The sequence below is a fragment of the Glaciecola punicea ACAM 611 genome, assembly GCF_000252165.1.
In the GTDB taxonomy this organism is placed as follows: Bacteria; Pseudomonadota; Gammaproteobacteria; order Enterobacterales; family Alteromonadaceae; genus Glaciecola; species Glaciecola punicea.
Genome location: NZ_BAET01000030.1, coordinates 105,260 through 128,720, shown reverse-complemented (window position 1 = coordinate 128,720; position 23,461 = coordinate 105,260). Strand labels below are relative to the sequence as shown.

The window sequence follows — 23,461 nt, the reverse complement described above, 5'->3', positions numbered from 1 at the left end:
TTATGTTTACGTTTATAAACATCCGTATACTAACAAAGAAAATCAATGGGTCAGAGGAAAATCGACGGGAAATCAATTTCCCTGTGACCCTTTCTAAACAATTTGAGCCATATTGGGCGCAAACTGCGACGCTAGTGCCGGTTTAAGAACTCTTAGGCCTGCATTATATAGCCGGTCTTTGCTAACACTAGTATAAATCTCATACAGGTCAATCACCTTAGGTGGAATAAAACGATTACCCTAAATTATAGCGCGTCAAGTTGATTGTTGCTTAATACCATCCCAAGCTCATACAGATAGCTTACTAGCGCAAGTAATAGTCTGCACAGGCGAAGAAAGGGCGGTATTTCAAATAATAGAATTTTCGTTCATTATTACTCACGTGCGTCTAATACATGCGCGTATAGACTATTAATATTAATGTCTAAAGTATAGATTAGTGATCAATGTATTAGGGGAAGCCCTAGACGTAAAAAAGCCGGAACAACGACGGTACCGGCTTTTTAAGTTTCTGCGCGCTTGTAGTAAGGGCTTAGCCTTTTGTCAACCAAGCAGAGCAATAGCCTTTAGCGGCTACGACTTTACCTGGGAAAATTGCACACGGACGCCATTCTGCGCCATCTTCACCTTGAACATACATACAGTTGTCGCAGTATTTACCTTCAACAGGAGATTCATGTACATATTGAAGCGCTTTGGCAGTGGCGTCGTCAGGCGATAATTTTTCTTGTGCATTAACTCTAAGTGCAACGCCACCAAGAGTTAGGCCGATTAAGCCAGAGCCAGTTAATTTTAAGAAGTTACGACGATTTACTGGTTTCATATTATATTTCCTTTTACAAAACGCTAATGAGAACAATTCTTTTTTACATGTTCCCAGAAACAAGTAAGGCCCGCGAAAAATCGCAGGCCTTTTGGGTTGTGTAATCTATACTGTGGTGGAAATAGAACGGATTGTAAAGGTGTTTATTTAGTTTTATTGTGCTGTGTTAACAAAAGTGAACAGAAAGGCCTAAAACTGCTCTTGCAAGGGACTTAATTAATCCGTTCATCTTCATCATTATCTTCATCGTCAGTCTCAGGCTCTACCGGTATTTTGAGTATTAGCCACACTATTAGCCCTACCCCTGCAAGCGAAATACCACATACAAGCAGCAGTTGCTCAAGATTTGGGATCATCATTTAGCCATATAGAGCTTAACGCTTGCTCAGGTTTCGCGTAACTGTAACGATCTAATCTCGCTGTTTTGTGATAACTGTCTAAACAAGATATTGCCACTGACCCCGCTTTTTCAATATCAACATAGCCGTCATTAAGCAAAATATTGTCAGCCAATACAACCTCAACAACACGTCCAATAACAAGTTCGGTCTGATTTAATTCAATCACATTAATTTGCTCAACTTCAAGCGCCATGCTTATTATCGACTCTGCCACAAACGGTGCCTTCACTACACTTGACATTTTCGGCGTTAAACCAACCACTTCAAATTCGCTGGTATCACCGGGGTAGTTCGCACTGCACTGATGTGCCTTGTCGGCAAAACTAACATGGACATGGTTCAGGGTGTAAACGCCTGTGTCTTTGATATTTTGAAGCGTATCTCGCCTCACCGTGTGTGGACGCATTAACATACCTACAAGCGGAGGATGCGCGCCTACATGAAACACCGAACTCACCAAACACAAATTATTAAGACCTTCCTTGCTTTGCGTGCCAACTAAATTAGCGCTTTTGAAACCTGACAGTGAGTTGATGAAATTCGCACGCTCTCGCTGCGGCAACTGCATTATGTCGCGTTGTGTAAATACTCTATTAGTCATTACTCGTCGTCTCGTTTCGCAATAATCTCTAGGCCAAAGCCATTGTCTATGATAAGTACCTCTATGGGCGCGCAGCATATTTGGCAATCAACAATTTGCTGCTGTCCAATATCGTTGGCTTCATCTATTTCGATGTCGTTGATGGTCATGCAGTAGGGACACTCAAAGCGTTCGGCTCGGGATAAACTCATAAATTCTCACGCCTTCTATTATTACTTTACATCAATTGTGTATTGTTTACGCCAAAAGGTAGCGTCTGGATTATTACGTTTAAGGCTTAAAAAAAACGGTTTACCTGTGCCCACGTAATACTGTATATTAAACCAGTAATTAAAGAGCCTACTTTGCAAGTTAATTTCCTTGTTCTTTACTCACCTTCTAGTCTCCATTAACGGCAAGATTTTATGGCATTTCGCGACTTACCTACATTTTACTATCATACTCACTTTTCTGAATTTCTCGATTTTGTAAAAGGGCCCAGCGCGCATTTACTCAGCGAATTTGATCTTGAGTTTCTGCAAAAATACTCACAATCTGCGCATTTAGCACAGTGTTTAACGGTTCGCTTGATTAACCGAAAATATCCGGTCATAAAACGCAGTTCCCTCTCTTTTCCTGAAATTCCCTTGGCCTCAGAAGTTTTGGTTGATTTAGTGTCCTCAGGCTTTGTAAAAAGCGTAAGCGTAGAAAACGTTTTAAACCTGCTTGAGGTATTAACAAAACCTGAATTAGCTGCACTATATGAAGAAGTCGCTGCTGCAGATTCTCCTAAACTCATCAAAAGCGCAAACAAAGCCAGTTTTACTCGACACTGCCAGCGTTTATGCCCGCATAAAATAGTCACTAGCGGCGTCGCTAAAGACTATATAATGCGCACAACCGACGCATTTGTCGATTATTTTTTATTTTTATACTTTGGCCACATCAATGGCAAACTGAATCAATTTTCTATGCGCGATTTAGGCCTAATGCGAACCCGAGACGAACAGGCGCAAATGCAGTCTCGCTTCGCTGATTATGCGAGTGCGTACAGCTGCTTTGCACTCACCCAAGCATATGAATTTGCCAAAAAGCATACTTATGAAAGTGAACGTGACATTGTCAGTTTCATGGCCACCTTACCAAAAGCCAATGGCCCTCAAGCCGTTCTTGTGTCACAAAAGCTTGGATATGTGATGGCAAAATCTATGCTGACGGTTAACCCCGTTGCCGCGCTCAGCATCGCGCAAGATCTGCAAGCGCCACTCGCGCAGGAGTTTTGGTGCAGGCAAGCCTATAAGTTAGGCTTCAAAGACGCCGTTGAAGCAAAGCTCAATGCCATAGTAGACGACCCAAACACAGACAAACTGCTGCAATTTGCCGAAGATTTTTTAGCCCGTAAATACCATAAAAAACGCACCAGCATCTTAACTGACATGCTGCGCGAAAATAATAGGCATCTACTGCTTGATGAAAGCTATAAAGGAAGTGTTGAGTACGGTGTAATTGCTTACTATCACGCACGCGACATACAGGCATGGCGAACCGAAAACAGTGTGTGGAAAAACTTATTTGGTTTGTGCTTCTGGCATGAGCTTTTCGAGCTAGAAGGCTTGGGCTTAGCGACCCCTTTTGATTACCTTCCAGTATGCCTTAAACACCATAATTTCATAGCGGTTGCCGGCAAACAAATTGCGTCAAGACTTGCCTCGTTTTCCTCATGTAAAGACTTGTTGCTACAGGTAACAAAAAGCGCCACCGCCCATTACAGTAAAAGCCAAGGCATAGTGAATTGGCACACGAACATGCTCGATAAGCTAACAGTAGTCATTGAACATCTGCCGCTTAATGGCCTTAAAGGACAACTGCGCGCGATGTGCTCTGACTGGCAATTATACAACGACGGCTACCCTGACATTATGGTGCTTGAAAACAATAAGCTTAGGTTTGAAGAAGTTAAAGCGCAAGGCGACACTTTGCGCCGCAATCAGCTTATGCAGTTACAAAGCCTGCGCGGATTCGGCATTGATGTAGGCATCACCACCGTGGGCTGGACCTTGGATCCTATGCAAGCCTATGCGGTTATCGATATAGAAACCACCGGCGGGCGCGCGGGCACACATAAAATCACTGAAATAGGCATGGTGAAAATGGTTAACGGCGAGATAGTTGATCAATGGCAAAGCCTCATAAATCCGCAGCGGCGTATACCATCAATGATCACCTCACTCACCGGCATCACTAACGACATGGTTGCCGACGCTCCGTTGTTTGCCGATATTGCAGATGAACTCGAAGCTTTCACCGAAAACTGCATATTTGTTGCTCACAATGTCAATTTCGACTACGGCTTTATAAGAGAAGAGTTTGCCCGCATAAATCGCCACTACAAACGCCCAAAATTGTGCACCGTCCAGCAAATGCGAACCCACTACAAAGGTTTGCCTAGCTACTCGCTGGCCAATTTAACCAGGCATTTTGATATTGGCATGCAGCGCCATCACCGCGCTCTGTCTGACGCAGTCGCGGCGAGTGAACTGTTAAAGTTAGTCAACGAGGCTAGAAGATAAGGTATTACATTGAGCCCATAGCCTCACTAAGACCAAGAACTAATGGGGTCAGGTCCAATCAGCAAATTCACAGCATTCACAGCAGCTGGCTGCACATCAGCCCCATAATCAAATATAACCGCAAACACCAACACGACAGACGCCGCAAGCATCAACTTCAAAATAAGCGGGTAACAAAATTTAAACCACAGATGATAAGGCACCCCGGCCATCCCAATAATGCCCATTAAGACAGCGTTAGTTGGAATAATCATATTCGAGAAACCATCGCCAAACTGATAGGCAAGCACCACAATTTGTCTATTCACGCCTATAATGTCGCCCACCGGCGCCATCAAAGGCATGGTAACGTAAGCTTGGCCACTGCCAGAAGGTATAAATAGGTTGAGCAAAGACTGCATGATAAACATACCCACCGCGGCAAATTCTGCGCCTAAATGCGACAAGGGCATAGACATGCCGTGCACCAAAGTATGGAGTATTTGACCATCTTCCATAATCAGCGCAATGCCGCGTGCAACCCCTATTAATATCGCCGTTGTGGCAAGCTCTTGCACCCCTTCTATAAATTTGGTTGCCGCAAGGTCGGCGCTTAACTGGCCCACTATCGCGGTTAATATTCCCCACAAAATAAACACCGCACCTAGCTCGTAAAGATACCAGCCTCTTTGCGAAATTCCCCACACGGCAATTACAATACTTGCCACTAAGCCAAATAATATTAGTTTATGGCGAAAGTTTAAGCCTGGATAGTTGCCCGATTCGCTATTCTCTAGAGGGCAGGGCAAACCAGCAGTGTAAGATTTGCTTGGATCATCTTGCACCATTTTTGCATAGCGCCATACATGATGAAACCCGATTAATACAAAGGGCACAAATATCGCTAACCTCAATTCAATGCCCGAATACAAGGGTATACCAGCTACCTGCTGCGCAACCATAACGGTGAAAGGACTGAAAGCCGACACCCCATAGCCTATGCCATAACCGGTGACCACCATGCCCACAGCGGTCATGGCATCAAGACGCATCGCTTTACACAGGCCCACTAAAATAAGCACGAATGGAATATATTCACCTGCCGTTCCAATAGCACCAGAGGCCAGCGCGAAACAAAACACCACCATAAATATTAGCAAATGAGGCTTATGGCCAAAACGTTCTAACAAACTGCCGATGAGAGCATCTATGGTACCGGTAGCGCGCGCGATAGAGAGCACACCGCCGACAATAAATACAAAGAATATGATATCTTGCGCCGCCGCAAGAGCACGCGGAATGGCCACTAAAAAGTCCATCGGCGTGAGCCTAATTTGCTCATCGGCCAATGCATAAGTGCCGGCCACTACCGCACTTCGTCCATTGTCTAAAATGACGGTTTCAAAGAAACCTTGAGGAATTAGCCAAGTCGCAATATAGGCGACAAACATCATGCACAGTAGTAAAATGAGCGTGTGAGGTATCGCGAATTCTTTTTTTATCATTTTTAGTGCAGCCGCAAAGATTGTTATCACAATTTGGTCTATTGTGTAACTAGAAATGTTGAAAAACAAGTAGCTTGTGCTTACACAGCAACACAGGTTTTGCCTAACGAAGCTTATTACTGAAACAATGAATGACTTTCGTGAAATATGCCTAATGAGCCTGTATAATGTTTATTGGGCTGTTCCCATTACACGCATCTAAAAAATTTAGTGCACCACAGCTAAAAAGCGATACCATGACAAAAAAAATATTATCTTTGAACCTGCCAAAAAAGAAAGAGCTCAAACCAGAAACAGATAAGACCGCTAAGAAAGTAGCTCGCAGGGAGCCACAAAGCGATCCATTAAAGCGATTTTTAGACGGTGTGGCGGTAAACCCTACTCAATGTATTCATCTAGAATTAGGTTCATCGCAGCTGTCAATGCGAGCGATGGATTTAATTACGCCCATTGGCATGGGCCAGCGCGGCCTTATTGTGGCACCACCAGGCTGTGGCAAAACCACCATTTTAAAACACATTTGCCAAGCCGTGGGCTGCGCTTATCCTGCAATAAAACTGTACGCTTTATTAATTGATGAACGGCCAGAAGAGGTCACCGACTTCACCCGCAGCGTGCAGGCGCAGGTACACGCATCATCTACCGATGAAAGCTATGAACACCATGTACGGGTAGCCAACAAGCTCATTCAAAAAGCGCAGCGTGAAGCGGGCGAAGGTCATGATGTGATGATAGTGATAGATTCACTTACCCGGCTTACACGGGTACATAATGCGCGCACAAAAAACAGCGGCCGCACCATGTCGGGCGGTCTTGACGCTAAAGCAATGGAGATTCCAAGGAAACTGTTCGGCGCTGCCAGAAAGATTGAAAACGGTGGATCATTGACCATTTTAGCCACCATACTGGCTGACACTGGAAGCCGCATGGACCAAATTATATTCGAAGAATTTAAAGGCACCGGCAACATGGAAATTGTGTTATCGCGCGACATCGCCGACAAGCGTATCTTCCCCGCTTTAGATATTGCTAAAAGCAGTACGCGCCGTGAAGAACTTCTTATAAGCGCCAAAGACATCGAGAATGTTAGAACGCTGCGCAGAGGACTGACCGGCCTCAAGGCATATGACGGCGCCGCTAAATTGTTTGAGTTACTCGAAAAGTATCCGACTAATGCACAATTATTGGAAGTGATGAGTGGAAAAAAAATGTAATTGGACCTGACCCTTTTACACTTTTTTAACACACCTTAACGATCTAAAATACTGCCAAGCTCAAGCATTGGCGAAGCATCTACATCTTGCGCGTCCATCATTGAAGCAATGCGCTGCAACGTCGCCACCATTTGACTTTGCTCCCACTTTTCTAGACTGTTAAAACGATTTGTAAAATGCTCTTGAAAGGGCATAGGCGCGGTTTCAAATGCTTTTTCACCGGCCTCTGTTAAAAACACACCAACTTTGCGCTTGTCTTGCGTTCTGCGAATGCGTCTCACGAGGTTATTATCTTCCATGCGATCAAGAATACTGGTGACAGTCGCTGAGCTTAAATTAATATCTTCGGCAATCTCGCGCACCATTACACCGCTTTGTTTGCCTACCTTGTGTAGTATTAACAACTGCGGGCCTGTCATACCAACTTGTTTATTCAACTGACGCGAGCGCATATCAATAGCGCGAATAATTCTGCGCAGGGCAACCAATAACTCTTCATCTTTCTTCATATTTCTTTTAATCCTTAGCGCATTAAATGCAAAAAGTACAAATGTTTGTGATACTGATCAACCACATCATTAATAAGCGCAGTTTTTGACCAGCCCATTACGCAATAATCTTGACCACCTTCGTTAAGATGGACCTCAGCGCGATAATACACGCTGTCGTTATCGTCATTATGCACGTTGTCATGGGAAAACTCAGGCTGCAAATGGCGCTTAGGCTCTATCGCATAGCTGAAGCTTTGATCATCCCCTTGGTCAACACTAATCATAATTCCGCGGCTATTCTGCTCGACAGCTGCGTCAATTTCAAGATTTTTAAGTTCAGCTTTTACCGCACCAAATGCAGGCAGGCCTACCTCGGTAATAAAGCGACTGACGCGCTGTTTATTTGGAAAATCCACTACGCTTTTTAGGCGCTCTCGCCAATCTCCCAAATTACCTGTGCCTTGCATGGGCGGTTGCCCAAGTAACTGACTCTCTTTTTTGTACGATTCTACACGCAAAGCTTTCATTAGCCCTACCATTGCAATAAGCAGTACAACAGCAAAGGGTAGCGCACTGGCAATGGTCATGGTTTGAAGTGCACTAATCCCATCTGATAGTAGCAGCACCGCCGCTATAACCCCCACGCCTGCTGTCCAGTATATTCGCTGCCACAAAGGTGTATTATTGTTGCCATGGCTGCACAACATATCAATTACCATTGCGCCCGAGTCGCATGAGGTGACAAAAAAGACGACTATCATTAATACCGCCATACCCGACAGCAAATTCGACCAGGGGAACTGCTCTAAAAACAAAAACAGCGCCACTGGGGTGTTGTCATTGGCCAAGGTGCCTAGCATTTCATTGCCTTGGTTTAACACCATGTCTATCGCAGTGTTACCAAATATCGTCATCCATATTAAGGTGAAAATAGTTGGCACTATCATTACCCCTAAAATGAACTCGCGAATAGTACGACCGCGTGAAATTCGCGCAATAAACAAGCCAACAAAAGGCGCCCACGCTAGCCACCAACCCCAATAAAAGATGGTCCAACCACCAATCCAATCGGTTTTCTGATAAGCGAATAAATTAAAGGTGTTGCGCACAATATCCGACAAATAAGCACCGGTGTTTTGCATAAGCGCTTGCAGCAAAAACACGGTAGGCCCCAGCACTAATACTAACAACAACAAACCCACCGCCAGCGTCATATTGAACTCAGAGAGTAATTTTATCCCTTTATCAAGCCCGCTGCACACCGACAGCACCGCAAGTGAGGTTATGCCAATAATAAGACATACTTGCGCGATGGTGGTAGTTGAAAACCCAAATAAATAATTCAAGCCTGCACTTATTTGCAATACCCCTAAGCCCAGTGAAGTAGCGACACCAAAAAGCGTACCCGTTACTGCAAAAACGTCCACTAAGTCACCGCGCCAGCCGTAAATTTTATCGCCAATAAGCGGATAAAGCCCTGAACGAAGAGTAAGCGGCAAATCGTGCCTAAAACTAAAGTACGCCAGAATTAGCGCGACGATTGTATAAATAGCCCACGCATGCAAGCCCCAGTGAAAAAAGGTCATTTTCATTGCCTCTTGGGCCGCCTGTATAGTGCCAGTTTCCATCGTGGGCGGCGCCAAATAATGCATTAAAGGCTCTGCAACCCCATAAAACATGAGCCCAATACCCATGCCTGCGGCAAACAGCATTGAAAGCCAGCTTAAGTATGGGTAATCAGGCACAGAATGATCGGGGCCTAGTTTTACATTGCCAAAACGCGACAGCCCAAGGTAAAGCGTAAAAACGAGCACAACGGCCACCACGAACACATAAAACCAGCTGCCGTTGTCGACAATAGTCGTTTGTAAGTTATTAAAAAACAAGCCAGAAATCTGAGGGAAAACAAGTGTGAACATCAGCAAACTTATAACGAGCCCCGACGCTGGATAGAATACTGCTTTATTTAGCTTACCTGGTGCATCTTTATTCACGGGGTGATCCTTTATTAAAACCAAGTCCGATTTTAGTACATTGCGTAGTATTAAACACGATTATTTTAATAAAAAATTAAATAAACACCAAATAATTAGTCCACAAATGAATAATTACATTATTTATGCAGTTTATGTGTCATACCATACATAAGTATGTGCTACACTACACAGAAGAAGCGTATAATTGTAATATTTAGCACACTAACTATTATGCATTGATTGTACGTTATTCGTTAATTAATTAGGGGAAGCTATTGAAAATCAATAAATTAAGCTATGCAATCATAACTGCATTAGGCGTATCATCCATTGCAACAGCGCAAACTGCCGACACAGCACAACCCAAACGCGTTATTGAAACCATAGAGGTTACTGCCACTAAACGCGCAGAATCTATTCAAGATGTTCCCGTAACGGTAAGCGCCCTAAGCGGCGATGCTCTTGAAAACTTAGGCGTTGACAACTTTCAAGACTACGTCGAATTTCTACCTAACGTAGTGTTTCAAGGCACAGGCCCTGGTCAAAACGAAATATACATCCGTGGCGCGGCGACGTCACAAACTAACATTGCGGTGTCTACCGTACAAGCTTTGCAGCCATCAGTAGCGTTTTATTTAGACGAACAGCCAGTGTCTATGCAAGGTCGAAACCTTGACATATATGCTGCAGACATTTCACGCGTTGAAGTGTTGCCCGGTCCACAAGGGACCTTGTTTGGCGCCAGCTCACAGTCTGGCACCGTGCGTATGATCACTAAAAAGCCTGATTTTGCAGGTTTCGCAGGCGGCCTCGATTTTGGCACTAGTTTCACTAAAGGCGGTGAAATGAGCAACTCAGTTGAAGCGTTCTTAAACTTTGTACCGTTTGACAACACCGCAGTACGAATAACCGCTTATAACGACAGACAAGGCGGTTGGATAGACAACGTGCTTAACGACCCAGACCAAGGTGGCTACAGAGGCAGTTCCGTTGTTATCAGTAGAATTTCAGGCGGCGCCTTAGCCGACCCAGCCAACACCCCGGTTGTTGTACCTCAAAACGATGCACTAGTTGAAGACGACTTCAACGATGCAATATACTCAGGCGTACGTTTTGGTATTGCGCATGAATTTAGTAGCGATTGGGATGTGTTAGTTCAGCACACTGCCCAGCAACTTGAAACCGAAGGCGTGTTTGCCTACGATCCTAATCTGCAGGGCACATCAAGCGTTAACCGCTTCCAACCAGAAGAGAACACCGATACCTTTGGCTTAACTACATGGACACTAAACGGTCGTTTAAATGAGCTTGAACTAGTTTATACAGGTGGATTATTAAACCGAGATATTGATTCATTGGTAGATTACACCGGCTACACCAACGGCGGCCTATTCTCAGCCTACTACGTGTGTAGCTATAACAACGCCGATCAGGCTGATGACAAATGCTTAGATCCGACCAAGTTTTATAAAGAAGAAACCGATACCTCACGTATAACGCATGAATTTCGTGTGAACACTGACGCAGCAAGAGACTGGCGCATCACCGCAGGCATATTCTACGATTCACAAGAATTAAACACCGTGGGTAGGTTCAAAATACCCAACACCGAGAAATTCACTGATTTAGCACGTGAAACAGTAGGTAAAGAAGGCATCAACAGCAACGGCGGTCCATTTGAATCAGAAGTAGGCTTCGTAAATGATGTAAGCCACGGTATTGATCAAATCGCTTTATTTGGTCAAGCAGAGTACGATATAACCGAAGATTTAACGGTTACTTTAGGCGCTCGCTGGTACGAAATCAAAGACGACTATAAAGGCTCCACCACGACCGTTGATGTATCACGAAGACTACGCGCATTTGGTTCACTTGACCCGGATGAACTTATTGCGGTTGGCGAAGATCCAGCAGCCGTTAACGCCGCTATAGCCAGCGGCCAGTTAGATGTGTCATTACTAGATGACGACGGCGTACTTACCGTAGACGATACCATTTTCAAAGCCTCAATAGACTGGAAAGCAACCAGCGATCTATTGTTCTTTGCCACAATAAGCGAAGGTTTCAGGCCACCAGTCACAAACCGTGTTGGCGGCGGCAAATCGACTTCACAAACAGGCGCATTTGAGGGCTTCCGCATACCGGTATATTCAACTACCGACACCTTGCAAAACTACGAAGTAGGCATGAAAGGCGACTTCTTTGACGGCGTATTCCGTATGAACGCAACAGCCTTTTATTCAGAGATTACCGACCTACAAACCTCACGGTTTGACCCCACCAATATTAGTTTCTTAGTATTCACCGATAACGTCGGCGATGCAGAGATTATGGGCATAGACGGTGACATGACGTGGCTAGCCACTGACAATCTAATATTAGACGCCTCGTTTAGTCTATTAGACACTGAATTAACACGTATAAACTCAGAGCTAGACGGCATTGCGCCTCCTGTAGGCGCTGAACTACCGTATTCAGCATCGTTCTCAGGTAATATAAGAGCGCGCTACTTCATGGAGCTGGAAAACGGCTTAACAAGTTACATAAATGGCTCCTTGGTATATACCGGTGACCGTATTGCTAGCATGACCATGGATGCCTTCGTTCTTGAAGAAACAACCGAACTTGTCTATGGCACCGGCTCTGGCCTAAGTATTCAACAAGAAGCACCCGTGTTTGCAGGCGTTAACTACACTGACGCCAACGGCGATGCCTTCAAAGGCGGACGTTACATTCAAGACAGCTACGTGTTAGCCAATGTAGCTTACGGTATTACTAACGACGAATGGAAAGCTGAGCTATTTATCGACAACCTGTTTGATGATAACGCTGTGCTACATATCGATAATCAGCAGTTTACACCTAAGGTGGTCACCAACCGTCCACGTACTATCGGTGTAAGATTCTCGTACGACTTTTTCTAAAGAGTTGAACACCGTTGCCCGCACTCCTAGTATTTACCTAGGTAGTGTAAACGACGTATCAATTACTTAGTAAAACCCCAGAAAGCCCCTTTTTAGGGGCTTTTTATATATGAAAGATACTTATGATCATCAACTTCTTCATGTATATTTATACATTCATAGACACCGTAACATCGCAGCGTTAAAAAACTAAGGTAGCCACCTAATACTATGTCATCAATTAACACGCCACAAACTGAAACCCAAGCAAACGCAAATACCTCAGCGCAAGCATTAGGTGCTATCCAACAAAATATTCAACAAGGTAACTTTGCTCAAGCAGAATTAGACGCTAAGGCCTTATTAGCCAAAAGCACTGATCAAGAAACACGCACAATGTGCTGGTATTTGCTAGCCGTTGGCTACCGTTTACAACAAAGCCATGAAAGCGCCATTGAAGCACTTAACACGCTGCTGGTCATTACCCCTGAGCATTCTAGGGCGTTTCAAGAGCTAGGTTATAACTACCGCGCACTTAAGCAAGGCAAACAAGCCAGCATTCATTTTTACAAAGCCACCAAAATTAACCCCGCGCTGTTATCGGCATGGCAGGCCTTGTTACCTATTTATCAACAGGCCAACCAAAGCAGCGCCACAAAGCTATGCCAAAGCCAAATAAAGCAGTTAAGCGCGCTGCCCAAGCCTATTTTGGCGGCCACTGACTTGCTCTACGATGGCAAAATTACTCAAGCCGACATTATGTGCCGGCAATATTTGCAAAAAAACAAACACTCTATAACAGGCTTACAACTTCTGGCCGACATTGCGCTTGCTTTAAAAGCCACATCAGAAGCGGAATTTATCTTAGAGACAGCCGTAGAATTAGCCCCCGAAAAGCCAGAGGTCAAATACCAGCTGTTTAAGATTTACAGCAAATTAGGCAAATTTGCCAAAGCCCTCGCACTTGCCAATACCCTTACCGAGCAAGACCCACAAAACACGTTTTATCAACTCGCCAAAGCAACCGCCTTAGTTGGCGTTGGCGATATAAGCGCTGCTATCACTATTTACACAGACACCGTTGCCAATGGCCACACCCAAGCCAATATATATTTGCTTCTAGGGCATGCATATAAAAACCAAGGCGACATAAAGGCCTCGGTAACCGCGTATCAACAGGCATACAGCGCAGACCCATACTGCGGAGATGCCTATTGGAGCTTGGCCAACACCAAAACTTACGCCTTTACCACCACCGAAATTGATACCATGCTAAGCGGCACCCAGCAGCAAGATATTAGCGTAAAAGACAAAATTCACCTGCATTTTGCGCTTGGCAAAGCCTATGAAGACCAAGGGGCAAACGGTTCTACTAGCGCAAACAAGTATAAAGACGCATTTACTCACTATGCCATTGGCAACAAACTTCAGCGCTCAACCCTTGCGTATTCACATGAAAGTCACAGATCGTTTGTAAAATCGCAAATAAATGCCTTCACGCCTGAATTAATCAGACAGCTCAAAGACAAAGGCCACAGTAGCGCCGCGCCTATATTTATCGTGGGCTTGCCCCGTGCAGGCTCGACCTTATTAGAACAAATACTTGCCTCGCACTCCACTGTAGACGGCACCATGGAGCTACATGAAATAATGGGCTTAGCGGCAAACTTGAGTAAGAAACAGGGCAACAAGCCCAGCTATCCCTTTAATTTAGGCAGCATTAACAACGACTATTTTGCTCGCTTTGGGGAAAAGTTCATAAACGACACCCAAGTGTATCGACAAGGCGGCACCTATTTTATTGATAAAATGCCTAACAACTACATGCACATTGGCCTGATAAAACTCATTTTGCCCAATGCCAAAATAATTGACGCAAGACGCGATCCCATGGCCTGCTGTTTTAGTGGCTTTAAACAACTATTCGGCGAAGGCCAAGAATTCAGCTATTCGTTGACCGACATTGCGTTATATTATAAAAATTATGTCACGTTAATGGACCACTGGCAGCAGCTATTCCCGGGTGAAATATTATTGGTTAATCATGAAGACATAGTGGCCAACACCGACACTCAAATACGCAGAATGCTCGACTTCTGCGGCCTAGAGTTTGAACAAGCCTGCATTGACTTCCATAAAAACAAGCGCGCGGTTAAAACGCCAAGTGCCCAGCAAGTCAGGCAACCCATCTATACCAGCGGACTTGCACAATGGAAAAACTTTGAGCCCTATTTACAAGAGCTCAAAGACGCCTTAAATAGCGATGTTGCCTAAACGCTAAACTTTTTTACATAAAACACGTAAAAAATAAAATAACAGGAAATGAACGCAAGGATTATGACACAAACCATCACCCTATCTGAAGAAGACAAGTCACGCGTCATTGAAATGGCATGGGAAGACCGCACTCCATTTGAAGCGATAGAGCGACTGTATGGTCTATCAGAGCCAGAGGTCATTTCACTTATGCGCGCTAGCATAAAACGCAAAACCTTCAACAACTGGCGGGCGCGCGTATCAGGCCGCAAAACCAAACATTTAAAACTGCGCAGCAAAGATGTTAGCCGCGGTTACTGCTCAAGCCAGTACAAGGCGGTCAGAAAGCGCTAGCGATGCTAAGTTTACTTATGAAAGGCATCTCAACAAGTATCAACAGCGCTACAATAATAGAACTCAATTTACAGGATCAGCAGAACATAAAAAGGCGATGATCGTATAATTATTACCTTTTTCCAATTAACCCCTTATGCGCTTAGGCACTAAGTAAGGGTTAACTAGTCCATTTCAGACAACAGCTTAGTATCCTTCACAAAGTCTTGCCAGTCGAGCAGGAGCTCTTTCAAGTCTTGCAATCCACAGCCCACATCATCTTGCAAATCAAGCTCGGTGCCTTCGGGCAAGGGCGTATCTTCATCCCAATAGCCTAAATGACGATGCAGTTCAGCTTCGTCTTGATCAAGCACAAGGGTGTAATCGTGCCCTTTAATTTTATGTGTTTTAATGGCTTGTGTTTGCAACTGTTCGATTATCACAAGCACGTCGGCAACTGCGCTGTCATCGCCGCTAAGCTCATTGCTCAGCCAGTCACCAAAGGTGGCTGCCTCTTCTTCACATTCTGCTGTAGGCTTACCGCTTACATCTCGAAAAAATTTATAATCCACTTATCACCTCTGTTCGCTTAAAAAAACATTGCCACTGCGGTCAAATTCAGTCAAGTACACTCTTACGTCAAATTCTACTTGATGATAACTCGGCAGCATATGCTCACACAATTTATAAAACGCTTTGTTGTGCTCTTTTTCTTTTAGGTGCGCCAGCTCATGCACCACAATCATATTTAAAAAAGCGCATGGGGTTTGTTTGAATAAGCTACTGACGCGCAGCTCATTTTTGCTTTTTAATTTGGCGCCCTGCACGCGCGACACAAAGGTGTGAAGGCCTAGGGCATGGTTAACAACATGCATTTTATTGTCGTATGCTATCTTACTTAGAGGCTGCGTTTTTTTCAGGTATTTATTTTTAATTGCCATCACATAATCACGCAGCTCGGCGTCATTGCTAACCTTGTGTAAGCCGCTGTATTTATGCTGTAGCCACGTTCCTAAAGTATCATGTTCAACCAGCTTCGCGACCTGCTGCTGAACGCTTTGTGGGTAATGGCTTAAATAGGGTAGAGTCATCATTGCTTTATTCATAAACACAAAAAGGCCGTAAAATATAAGTCTAGTGTAGCCTATGCTTGAAGTAGCACAAGCGCAGTATTTAAGCTTTCTTTTCGCTTAGTTGACATTACCAGAGCGCGATATAAGTGTCGATTGTTCACGCAATCGACACAATCAGGCTGTATCAGCACAGTGCGGTCATCAAGGCCAAAGGTTCATCGCAGATTTACAAGCGTGTAGGCATCGTTTATGTTCATATTATAAACCTTATATTGGCGCTGTAATCAAATTTTACACAAGGCTTTATTTGTCTAGATATGAAAATAGACCAACCAGCAGATTAATAAAGAAACGATTATGCTATTCACATAATAAGAAAAACACTATGCCCATAAACAAAAAATCTTTAGGTAGCTTTGTAGTACGCGCCGGCCGGTCGTATTCCACAAGCATGGCTGCCCTTACTGCCAGTGTTAATTGGTATTTTAAGCTCAATTGCGACTGACGCCGGCTACTTGGTGCTTATTCCGCTGGCAGGCCTATTATACGCTGGCCTTGGCCACAATCCGCTTATTGGTATGGCAGCCGCGTTTGCAGGTGTTTCGGCAGGTTTAAGCGCGGCGGGCATTGGCACATTAGTATAAGCCACTATACATTTGTATAATTTGTGACAATACACGTGTTGTCAAGACGCATCGCATTGATGTATTGTGTGAATGGGACGTAATTTTTGTGTAACTAAAATATAGAAATCCCTTGTGTTGTGGTCACAATGTCCCAAGGTATATAAGTGTGCATTCAAAAACGTAACAGAAGCCAAAAGGAAACCCTATGAAAGTAAATGTTTCAGGTCATCACTGCGATATCACCGAGCAAGTGCAAGAAGACGTTCAAGAGAAATTCTCAAAAATAGCTAGCCATTTTCCTACTCTTATATCCATAGACATTATTGTAACCAAAGAGCACGGTGAATACAGCGCAGAAGTTGCCACAAAATATGAAGGCACCAAAATTGGTGTAACCGGCAAGCACAGCGTTATGTACCCCGCCATTACCCAAGCGAGAAAAAAATTAGATGCAGCGCTTAAGCATAGAAAGGGCCAATTAAAAGCCGACCTGCATGATAAGCCAGAAGTAACCACCCCCGAAATTGCCCACGAAATTATTCAAGGTATGGATCTTAAGTAACGGTATTTCCAACACTGTTAAACGCTAGTGTGGTAGAAAACTCAATTAGCTAAGCGCTGAGTTAGGCGTATTTAAAAGCCCTCTTTTTAAGAGGGCTTTTTGCAGTTTCTAGGTAATATTTGTCAAGTCAGCACATCCTGAAGTTTGCTGGCCGTTTGGCTAGTTTTTCATCTGCGCTATTGATTGCCCCTTGAAAAAGCATATATATTGCAGCAAGCATCGATTGAAATATGAAACTCACCAACACAAGGACGTGTCATGAAAACAACACAATATGAAGCCATGCGCCGCGCATTTTTTATGTCGCCGTTTTTCGTCTTTTTAGCATTATATATTAGCACCACGACAACACTGTGGGCATTTTCATCAGCAGCTTCACCATTAACGACTTCGCCGTCACCGTTTGCAAGACAAGTAACCACAAGCGTGCAGCTTGCGCAGGTTTATGAAAGTGAAAACATTCATGCCTATTTGGTCAGTGAAAAATACGACGGCATTCGGGCTATCTGGAAAAACAATGAGCTTCGCACACGAAACGGACACTTAATACATGCCCCAGCGTGGTTTACACAAGCCTTGCCAAATGTGTGGCTAGACGGTGAGCTTTGGTATCAGCGCGAAGAGTTTGAATTTGTGGCTTCTGCCGTGACTAAACACATTCCAATTGATGAGCAGTGGCAGTATATAAAATATATGGTGTTTGATGCGCCCAATAAGCGCGATAGTTTTCAAAAACGAGCACAGCATTATACCGATATGCTAAACGAATTGAATATTCCTCATATACAGCCTGTTAAGCAGTTCACAGTTGACAATAATCAGGCCTTAATGACTTTGTTAGCAAAATATACAAAAAACGGTAGCGAAGGCCTTATGTTGCAAAAGGCCGACGCACTATTTACCAATGGTCGTAGCGGCAATTTGCTCAAACTAAAAAAATACATGGACGCCGAGGGACTAGTGCTTGAGCACTTAAATGGTAAAGGTAAGTACACAGACAGCATGGGCGCAATGCTAATTGAACACATAAACGATAGCGGCCACACGGTGCGTTTTAAAATTGGCACTGGCTTTAGCGATGCCCAGCGCAATAAACCACCGGCAATAGGCAGCACCGTTACCTTTGCTTATCATGGCTATACCAAGCGAGGTATTCCAAGGTTCGCAAGTTTTATTAGAGTTCGAACAATGACCTATAAGCAACCATAAAAACAAAAAATGAGCCTGAATAGTTCATCGCACCGTACAAGTTTACGTTATCAAGAAATGATGACAACAAGCCTCATAAAACAAGCGGAGACAAAATGCTAAAATTATACGGATTCGACGTAAGCAACTACTACAACATGATTAAACTCGCCATGGCCTTAAAAGGCATTGAATATGAAGCGGTTCCTACTTACCCCAACCAAACACCAGAGTATTTAGCGATAGTGCCCACCGGCAAAGTGCCCGCACTGCAAACGAGCGATGGCATGCTAATAGAAACTAACGTTATTTTTGACTACTTAGAAGAAGTTTCACCCCAGATGCCCCTAATACATGGCAGCGCATATGAAAAAGCACGTATACGCGAGCTAATGAAAATGGTTGAGCTATATGTTGAATTACCGGCTAGACGCTGCCATAGCGAAGCATTTTTTGGCGGAAAAGTTGACGACATCACGAAATCAGAAGTTAAGCGCGCCTTACTAAACGGTATGCAGGCAATTTCTCGCGCCGCCTCATTCTCCCCTTATTTAGCCGGAGACAAGCTAAGCGCCGCCGATATTTTCTTTTTATATTCGCTCGATTTAGCATCAGGTGTCGCCAAAAAGCTCTACAACATAGACTTATTAGCCGAAGCACCAGGCGCCCAAGAGCTTATGAGAACGCTTAACGCCATGCCCGAAGTTAAGGCGATCGCAAAGGATAAAAGAGCCGCCGGCCCAGCTTTTAGCGCCTATGTAGCGCAGCAGATGAAAAAGTAAGAAGCACTACAACAGTCGCTTTTTAATCACTTAAATAAAGCGTAAAGTTTGCGTACTTTGTAACGCTTCTTTCACCAGGGTCCTGTTGAGAAGATTGTTCAGTGAGAAAGGTTTCCATGAGAGTATTTCCTACAGTGTACTACGGTGTACTTCGGTATATTACGGTGTATTTTCTAACTGATCTATTACGCCGCGCCTAAACTGCGGCGTAACATTAAAATACCAAGTAAGCGAGCGGTTCGTTTCAGGATTTTGCACTCTAATAGCCTGAATGGGCAAGTTATTGATATACGTAAGCGACTGCCCCACCGCGACTAATTGATGCAGTTGAATGAAGGCATAAATATCGCTCACACTGGTAATGTAAAAAGGTGACTCGGGGCTTTGTCCGCTGCCGGTGCGCCAAATAGCTTCAATAAAATTATCGAGTATTGCATTATGAAACCTGCCTAGCGCAATATTGCCCGATTCTGCGGCGCATATAGCCACGCCATAGTGCCCGGTAAGTGAGGTATAATTTGTTGCCAGCAGCTCATTGTTTATATTCAAACACTGCTGCCACTGGCCATTTTGCATATATGCTTGAGACAGCAGTTTAAAACGCTGCTCGTCATCACTTCTAGGGCGGTACAAGGACGTCAGCGGGTATAGCTGAATTATACGGTCATAATCAGCTGCGTGTGCTTGGTGGTTGTTTATTTTATCAATAATGGCGTAATAGTCGGTGTCGCTCTTGGTATAGTTAAGCACCTTAGCGTTGTCACCCGTGGCGGCGCAGCCGTATAAAAATAACAATACAGCCAGTACCCAAAGGGGTCTTATGGCGTTGAACCCTACCTGCTGCACTGACGATCCTTATTTTGTTCATCAAGCCATACTTTTAAAGATATATATTTTGCGCACAACACCGACACTTGTTCGTTGAAGTAGGTGTCTACTTTAGCAATGAAGGCTTGTTTTTGCATTTGTGCAGGGCTTCTAAAATCACTTGCGTTGAGCTCAGGGTAAGCCATAACAAACGCTTTTTCCAAGCCCGACTCCAAGGCTCTAAAAGACTCAATCACGGCCGCACGGAGTGACACTTCCGCCAGCTTCATTAAAAAGGTAACCTGCGCTTGTCTAGATTGCGCAGTAAATGTTTTCCAATCCATGTTAATACTTCCTTATTTCCTCACGCTATAGCGAATGTTGGCTACCTTCACTACCTTGGGAAATTTCCTTAATATCAAGCGCAAACTCGCCCGGTGCGCCATCAGCTAGCATAAATCCAAGCTGAGTAACGTCGGCAAAAGTGAGGGCTGGTGCGCGCGGCACTAAGCGGCCTCTGAACTGCGGGGTAAAGTCATTAGTGGTGAAACGAATCGTTTGCCATTCACCTTTTACAGTTTGAAACGGCGCCACGTAGGCTACGCCATCGATATAACGGTCAGTGCGAAGGCGAAATTGATACGTGCGACCGTCGCCTTTCACCACAATTTGCATGGGTGTGCTGGCCTGCCAGTTTATCGGCTCATCTACCCGTCTTATAGAAGCAAAACCACCGTTGTTTAGCATAGACAAGTCGCCATCAAAGCGCATGTGATCAGCGCCTAGCTTTATGCTAGCTTGAGAACGGCCGCCCATTACGGTGTCGTTTACCACTATCCAATTTTGGGCTTCAGCGGCGGTGCTGAGTTTTATTTGTGGGCTTGATGTAGAATTTGCCATCGCAGTGCCTGCTATTGTTGCTGTCATTAACACAAAGCCAAGTCTTAGTATAACTTTGATGTTATAAAATCGCTGTCTAGCACGCGACGCTATTTTGTGCTTTTCTAAAGTAGGCTTCATAATTGCTATCGCTGAGTTATATCACTCTTCTTATGTAAGTATAGGTCGCTTCGATCATAAGTGCTTAGTAAAAGACTTTATATATCTTGTCTGCTATTTTTAAATATTTGGGAAGTTGGTAAACAAGATCTTCCTTATTATTAATTGATATATGCCAATATAAGCTCGTTTAACGAAGAACTTGAAATTTAGAAAATATATGTATCAACAGCTTAAAACTTTTTAAGATATACGAAGAGCTTCCCAAAGGCCTTGAAAGTGCGATCTTACTTCTGCTGTCATACTTAAAACTGACATATATTCAACCATGTATATGCTTGACATATACATGGTTGAACATACAATAATATATACTAGACTTATACATAGGCGACACAATATGGCAACTGCTTCATTGTTTACAAATGGCAAAAGCCAAGCGGTTAGGATACCCAAGGAATTAGAATTCGAAGGGATAAACGAAGTTGAAATCACTCGAAACGGTGATTCAATCGTGTTAACGCCTAGACGCAAATCATGGTCGACTTTCTCGTTAGTTGATAAAGCTGACGATGATTTTATGGATGAGCGCACCGATGTAGTTACCGACGGTAGGGTATCATTTTGAAAAAGACATACATGTTAGATACAAATATTTGTTCTTTCATTATGCGTGAACGCCCTTTAGAGTTACTCAAAATATTGCAAAAACATGTCGAAGCCAAAGACCGGCTTGTAGTTTCTGCTATTACATATGCAGAAATGAGGTTTGGTGCTATTGGCAAAAAGTTATCCCCCAAACACAATGTCATCGTGGATGAATTTATGTCACGGATTGAAAGTGTTTTACCATGGGATAAAGAAGCGGTTGACGCCACAACAAAAATAAAAAAACACTTAAGTGACAGCGGCACTACCATCGGTGCCAATGATAACGCAATAGCAGGTCACGCGATCGCCGTAGATTGCGTATTAGTCACTAATAATACCAAAGAGTTTGCACGTGTGAAGGGTCTTAGTATTGAAGATTGGACGAAATAATCACCACCTTACTAGGGGCTACTTTTTCTTTACGACCACCGGCTTACTATTCGCTGATGTAGCCAGCTGTTGCAGCTCGTTTTTAGGCTTTGCAGCATCGGGACTACTGGCCGCTTTGGGCTGAAGCCCTGAATAGCACCAAGAAAATTAGTGTATCCATCTGTAGGAATTAAAAACTATGCATTACTGGGACCGGACCACTACTACTTGCTCAACTGATAGGGCTTTCAATAGAAAAGTGCGCTTTTTTTGCTGTTTAGCAGTAAATCTAAGGGCAGCAATAGGCCTAGAATAAGAATGTCATTAAGTAATCGAAAACAAAATTTATGTTTTAATGCATTCAATTCTTTATTTATGCACGCTTAACTTTGCTAATGTAGCAAGCAAAACTAAAATTGTTATTAAAACATTGATGTGGAGAGTTGAATGAATCTGTGCAATCAAGTTGTTAGCGTTGGATTGAGCCGGCTGTGTGCAAGCCGGCACACTGATCCACACTTAAGTGCATCACTCACAGTAATGGGCGAATAATGACTTCCTCTAATTTTGGCCCTTTTGCGTTATCTGTATCACCCGTATTAGCGTTAATTAGCGTAATAATTGGTTTTATAGTAACGCTTATAGTGGCAAGAAAATATAAAGGCCGTGCGTCAGATGTCATGCTAACGATGCTTCTAGCGGGTTTGGTGCTTGGCAGGCTGGTATTTGTACTGCGCTTTTTTGATAGCTACAACAGCCTTTGGCACATGCTCGATATACGCGACGGCGACCTTGATTATGCAGGCGCCTTCGTTGGCTTTGCGCTTGTTTTATTTGTAAAGCTTCGCCAAGGTAAACAGCGTAGAGCGCTCCTTAGCGGGACGTTTACTATGTTAGGCACATATGCGGTATTTAGCTTGGTAATTACCTTAGCGCGTTCACATACCGTGCTCCCGCAAAGCACTTTTATGCAGCTAAATGGACAAGAGATTAAAATAAGGGATATTAGTCAGCAACAACCGGTTGTTGTCAACTTGTGGGCGACTTCTTGTGATCCTTGCCTACAAGAAATGCCTGTGTTGATGGCAGCTGAGCAGCGCTATAACAATGTCACCTTCATTTCACTAAATCAGCGCGAAGCAAGCCCAACGGTAGCACAGTTTCTGCAGCGTGAAGGCATCAATTTTCAACACGTACTCATAGATACCAAAGGCGAAATTGCCACAAACAAGGGACTTTTCAGCCTGCCAGTCACACTGTTCTTCGACGTTAACGGCAAGCTAGTCTACAGTCATACCGGACGGATCTCGCAAGCAGATTTAGAACGGGGCATTGAGGGCTACCTAAGATAATAAATACCGCGGTCGGGGTTA

Annotated in this window: 24 protein-coding genes; 12 read left to right on the top strand and 12 right to left on the bottom strand. The window is 44.0% G+C overall.

The genetic code is table 11. From position 1 onward, the window contains the following. Nucleotides 1-532 precede the first annotated feature (532 nt). From GPUN_RS11490 to GPUN_RS11480, 4 genes are all read right to left on the bottom strand, one after another. A complete protein-coding gene (locus GPUN_RS11490) occupies nt 533-823 on the bottom strand; it encodes a high-potential iron-sulfur protein (RefSeq protein WP_006006892.1) in 291 nt (96 codons plus the stop codon). Nucleotides 824-1,035: 212 nt separating this feature from the next. Next, the gene (locus GPUN_RS14475; RefSeq protein ID WP_006006890.1) at nt 1,036-1,179 is read right to left on the bottom strand and encodes a hypothetical protein; all 144 of its coding nucleotides are present in this window, start codon (nt 1,177-1,179) and stop codon (nt 1,036-1,038) included. Continuing rightward, nucleotides 1,163-1,825: a flavin reductase family protein gene (locus tag GPUN_RS11485; RefSeq protein ID WP_006006889.1), complete on the bottom strand. Its 663-nt coding sequence runs from the start codon at nt 1,823-1,825 to the stop codon at nt 1,163-1,165. Before GPUN_RS11485 ends, GPUN_RS14475 begins: the two co-directional genes overlap by 17 nt. Then, the gene (locus GPUN_RS11480) at nt 1,825-2,016 is read right to left on the bottom strand and encodes a zinc ribbon domain-containing protein (RefSeq protein ID WP_006006886.1); all 192 of its coding nucleotides are present in this window, start codon (nt 2,014-2,016) and stop codon (nt 1,825-1,827) included. Before GPUN_RS11480 ends, GPUN_RS11485 begins: the two co-directional genes overlap by 1 nt. Nucleotides 2,017-2,229: 213 nt before the next feature. Between GPUN_RS11480 and GPUN_RS11475 the strand changes: the two genes are divergently transcribed. Further along, a complete protein-coding gene (locus tag GPUN_RS11475; protein ID WP_006006882.1) occupies nt 2,230-4,374 on the top strand; it encodes an exonuclease domain-containing protein in 2,145 nt (714 codons plus the stop codon). A 26-nt stretch (nt 4,375-4,400) separates the two neighbouring features. Here GPUN_RS11475 and GPUN_RS11470 read toward each other — a convergent pair whose 3' ends face one another. Then, a complete protein-coding gene (locus tag GPUN_RS11470; protein ID WP_051987347.1) occupies nt 4,401-5,858 on the bottom strand; it encodes a YfcC family protein in 1,458 nt (485 codons plus the stop codon). A 236-nt stretch (nt 5,859-6,094) separates the two neighbouring features. Here GPUN_RS11470 and rho point away from each other — a divergent pair, with 236 nt between their 5' ends. Continuing rightward, nucleotides 6,095-7,072 (top strand): transcription termination factor Rho, encoded by a 978-nt coding sequence (gene rho / locus GPUN_RS11465; protein ID WP_081483961.1) that lies wholly within the window; start codon nt 6,095-6,097, stop codon nt 7,070-7,072. A 35-nt stretch (nt 7,073-7,107) separates the two neighbouring features. Here rho and GPUN_RS11460 read toward each other — a convergent pair whose 3' ends face one another. Together GPUN_RS11460 and GPUN_RS11455 are read right to left on the bottom strand one after the other, a co-directional pair. After that, nucleotides 7,108-7,581 carry a MarR family winged helix-turn-helix transcriptional regulator gene (locus GPUN_RS11460; RefSeq protein WP_006006877.1) on the bottom strand — a complete coding sequence of 158 codons (474 nt, stop codon included), beginning with the start codon at nt 7,579-7,581 and terminating at the stop codon, nt 7,108-7,110. Between the two features lie 14 nt (nt 7,582-7,595). Further along, the gene (locus tag GPUN_RS11455) at nt 7,596-9,557 is read right to left on the bottom strand and encodes a BCCT family transporter (RefSeq protein ID WP_006006874.1); all 1,962 of its coding nucleotides are present in this window, start codon (nt 9,555-9,557) and stop codon (nt 7,596-7,598) included. A 257-nt stretch (nt 9,558-9,814) separates the two neighbouring features. On the opposite strand from GPUN_RS11455, the gene GPUN_RS11450 reads away from it, so the two are divergent. The 3 genes from GPUN_RS11450 (at nt 9,815) to GPUN_RS11440 (ending at nt 15,052) form a co-directional block, all read left to right on the top strand. Continuing rightward, complete coding sequence (locus GPUN_RS11450; protein ID WP_006006872.1) at nt 9,815-12,463, top strand: TonB-dependent receptor; 2,649 nt, start codon at nt 9,815-9,817, stop codon at nt 12,461-12,463. 210 nt (nt 12,464-12,673) lie between these two features. After that, complete coding sequence (locus GPUN_RS11445; RefSeq protein ID WP_006006870.1) at nt 12,674-14,716, top strand: tetratricopeptide repeat-containing sulfotransferase family protein; 2,043 nt, start codon at nt 12,674-12,676, stop codon at nt 14,714-14,716. Between the two features lie 63 nt (nt 14,717-14,779). Further along, entirely contained in the window at nt 14,780-15,052 is a 273-nt protein-coding gene (locus tag GPUN_RS11440; RefSeq protein WP_006006867.1) for a TIGR03643 family protein, read from the top strand. Nucleotides 15,053-15,216: 164 nt separating this feature from the next. Here the strand turns inward: GPUN_RS11440 and GPUN_RS11435 are convergent, their stop codons facing one another. Next, nucleotides 15,217-15,603 (bottom strand): YacL family protein, encoded by a 387-nt coding sequence (locus GPUN_RS11435; protein WP_006006865.1) that lies wholly within the window; start codon nt 15,601-15,603, stop codon nt 15,217-15,219. A 3-nt stretch (nt 15,604-15,606) separates the two neighbouring features. Next, a complete protein-coding gene (locus GPUN_RS11430; RefSeq protein ID WP_040521043.1) occupies nt 15,607-16,125 on the bottom strand; it encodes a YgjP-like metallopeptidase domain-containing protein in 519 nt (172 codons plus the stop codon). Between the two features lie 419 nt (nt 16,126-16,544). Here GPUN_RS11430 and GPUN_RS14025 point away from each other — a divergent pair, with 419 nt between their 5' ends. The 4 genes from GPUN_RS14025 (at nt 16,545) to GPUN_RS11415 (ending at nt 19,262) form a co-directional block, all read left to right on the top strand. After that, nucleotides 16,545-16,748, top strand: coding sequence for an AbgT family transporter (locus GPUN_RS14025; RefSeq protein WP_425307103.1), 204 nt, complete (start codon nt 16,545-16,547; stop codon nt 16,746-16,748). Between the two features lie 187 nt (nt 16,749-16,935). Continuing rightward, nucleotides 16,936-17,292, top strand: a complete 357-nt coding sequence (hpf, locus tag GPUN_RS11425) for a ribosome hibernation-promoting factor, HPF/YfiA family (RefSeq protein ID WP_006006857.1) — start codon at nt 16,936-16,938, stop codon at nt 17,290-17,292. Nucleotides 17,293-17,550: 258 nt separating this feature from the next. Next, the gene (locus tag GPUN_RS11420; RefSeq protein ID WP_006006856.1) at nt 17,551-18,501 is read left to right on the top strand and encodes a DNA ligase; all 951 of its coding nucleotides are present in this window, start codon (nt 17,551-17,553) and stop codon (nt 18,499-18,501) included. A gap of 95 nt (nt 18,502-18,596) precedes the next feature. Continuing rightward, on the top strand, nt 18,597-19,262 hold the full coding sequence (locus tag GPUN_RS11415) for a glutathione S-transferase family protein (RefSeq protein WP_040521006.1): 666 nt from the start codon (nt 18,597-18,599) through the stop codon (nt 19,260-19,262). A gap of 159 nt (nt 19,263-19,421) precedes the next feature. On the opposite strand, the gene GPUN_RS11410 is transcribed toward GPUN_RS11415, so the two are convergent. From GPUN_RS11410 to GPUN_RS11400, 3 genes are read right to left on the bottom strand one after another with little or no spacing between them, the layout of a single operon-like run. Then, entirely contained in the window at nt 19,422-20,108 is a 687-nt protein-coding gene (locus tag GPUN_RS11410) for a DUF4919 domain-containing protein (protein WP_006006852.1), read from the bottom strand. After that, nucleotides 20,096-20,413 (bottom strand): hypothetical protein, encoded by a 318-nt coding sequence (locus GPUN_RS11405; protein ID WP_006006850.1) that lies wholly within the window; start codon nt 20,411-20,413, stop codon nt 20,096-20,098. Before GPUN_RS11405 ends, GPUN_RS11410 begins: the two co-directional genes overlap by 13 nt. A 25-nt stretch (nt 20,414-20,438) precedes the next feature. Further along, the gene (locus GPUN_RS11400; protein WP_006006848.1) at nt 20,439-21,089 is read right to left on the bottom strand and encodes a CIA30 family protein; all 651 of its coding nucleotides are present in this window, start codon (nt 21,087-21,089) and stop codon (nt 20,439-20,441) included. Between the two features lie 379 nt (nt 21,090-21,468). On the opposite strand from GPUN_RS11400, the gene vapB reads away from it, so the two are divergent. From vapB to GPUN_RS11385, 3 genes are all read left to right on the top strand, one after another. Further along, nucleotides 21,469-21,696, top strand: coding sequence for a type II toxin-antitoxin system VapB family antitoxin (vapB, locus tag GPUN_RS11395; protein ID WP_006006846.1), 228 nt, complete (start codon nt 21,469-21,471; stop codon nt 21,694-21,696). An 11-nt stretch (nt 21,697-21,707) separates the two neighbouring features. Continuing rightward, nucleotides 21,708-22,109, top strand: a complete 402-nt coding sequence (locus tag GPUN_RS11390; protein WP_006006843.1) for a type II toxin-antitoxin system VapC family toxin — start codon at nt 21,708-21,710, stop codon at nt 22,107-22,109. A gap of 530 nt (nt 22,110-22,639) precedes the next feature. Next, on the top strand, nt 22,640-23,440 hold the full coding sequence (locus tag GPUN_RS11385) for a TlpA family protein disulfide reductase (protein WP_006006839.1): 801 nt from the start codon (nt 22,640-22,642) through the stop codon (nt 23,438-23,440). Nucleotides 23,441-23,461 lie beyond the last annotated feature (21 nt).

What these genes read in the sequence shown, in the direction of transcription:
- GPUN_RS11490 (WP_006006892.1), bottom strand. Translation starts at nt 823, where the DNA reads ATGAAACCAGTAAATCGTCGTAACTTCTTAAAATTAACTGGCTCTGGC.
- GPUN_RS14475 (WP_006006890.1), bottom strand. Translation starts at nt 1,179, where the DNA reads ATGATCCCAAATCTTGAGCAACTGCTGCTTGTATGTGGTATTTCGCTT.
- GPUN_RS11485 (WP_006006889.1), bottom strand. Translation starts at nt 1,825, where the DNA reads ATGACTAATAGAGTATTTACACAACGCGACATAATGCAGTTGCCGCAG.
- GPUN_RS11480 (WP_006006886.1), bottom strand. Translation starts at nt 2,016, where the DNA reads ATGAGTTTATCCCGAGCCGAACGCTTTGAGTGTCCCTACTGCATGACC.
- GPUN_RS11475 (WP_006006882.1), top strand. Translation starts at nt 2,230, where the DNA reads ATGGCATTTCGCGACTTACCTACATTTTACTATCATACTCACTTTTCT.
- GPUN_RS11470 (WP_051987347.1), bottom strand. Translation starts at nt 5,858, where the DNA reads ATGATAAAAAAAGAATTCGCGATACCTCACACGCTCATTTTACTACTG.
- rho (WP_081483961.1), top strand. Translation starts at nt 6,095, where the DNA reads ATGACAAAAAAAATATTATCTTTGAACCTGCCAAAAAAGAAAGAGCTC.
- GPUN_RS11460 (WP_006006877.1), bottom strand. Translation starts at nt 7,581, where the DNA reads ATGAAGAAAGATGAAGAGTTATTGGTTGCCCTGCGCAGAATTATTCGC.
- GPUN_RS11445 (WP_006006870.1), top strand. Translation starts at nt 12,674, where the DNA reads ATGTCATCAATTAACACGCCACAAACTGAAACCCAAGCAAACGCAAAT.
- GPUN_RS11440 (WP_006006867.1), top strand. Translation starts at nt 14,780, where the DNA reads ATGACACAAACCATCACCCTATCTGAAGAAGACAAGTCACGCGTCATT.
- GPUN_RS11430 (WP_040521043.1), bottom strand. Translation starts at nt 16,125, where the DNA reads ATGATGACTCTACCCTATTTAAGCCATTACCCACAAAGCGTTCAGCAG.
- hpf (WP_006006857.1), top strand. Translation starts at nt 16,936, where the DNA reads ATGAAAGTAAATGTTTCAGGTCATCACTGCGATATCACCGAGCAAGTG.
- GPUN_RS11420 (WP_006006856.1), top strand. Translation starts at nt 17,551, where the DNA reads ATGAAAACAACACAATATGAAGCCATGCGCCGCGCATTTTTTATGTCG.
- GPUN_RS11415 (WP_040521006.1), top strand. Translation starts at nt 18,597, where the DNA reads ATGCTAAAATTATACGGATTCGACGTAAGCAACTACTACAACATGATT.
- GPUN_RS11405 (WP_006006850.1), bottom strand. Translation starts at nt 20,413, where the DNA reads ATGGATTGGAAAACATTTACTGCGCAATCTAGACAAGCGCAGGTTACC.
- GPUN_RS11400 (WP_006006848.1), bottom strand. Translation starts at nt 21,089, where the DNA reads ATGAAGCCTACTTTAGAAAAGCACAAAATAGCGTCGCGTGCTAGACAG.
- vapB (WP_006006846.1), top strand. Translation starts at nt 21,469, where the DNA reads ATGGCAACTGCTTCATTGTTTACAAATGGCAAAAGCCAAGCGGTTAGG.
- GPUN_RS11390 (WP_006006843.1), top strand. Translation starts at nt 21,708, where the DNA reads ATGTTAGATACAAATATTTGTTCTTTCATTATGCGTGAACGCCCTTTA.
- GPUN_RS11385 (WP_006006839.1), top strand. Translation starts at nt 22,640, where the DNA reads ATGACTTCCTCTAATTTTGGCCCTTTTGCGTTATCTGTATCACCCGTA.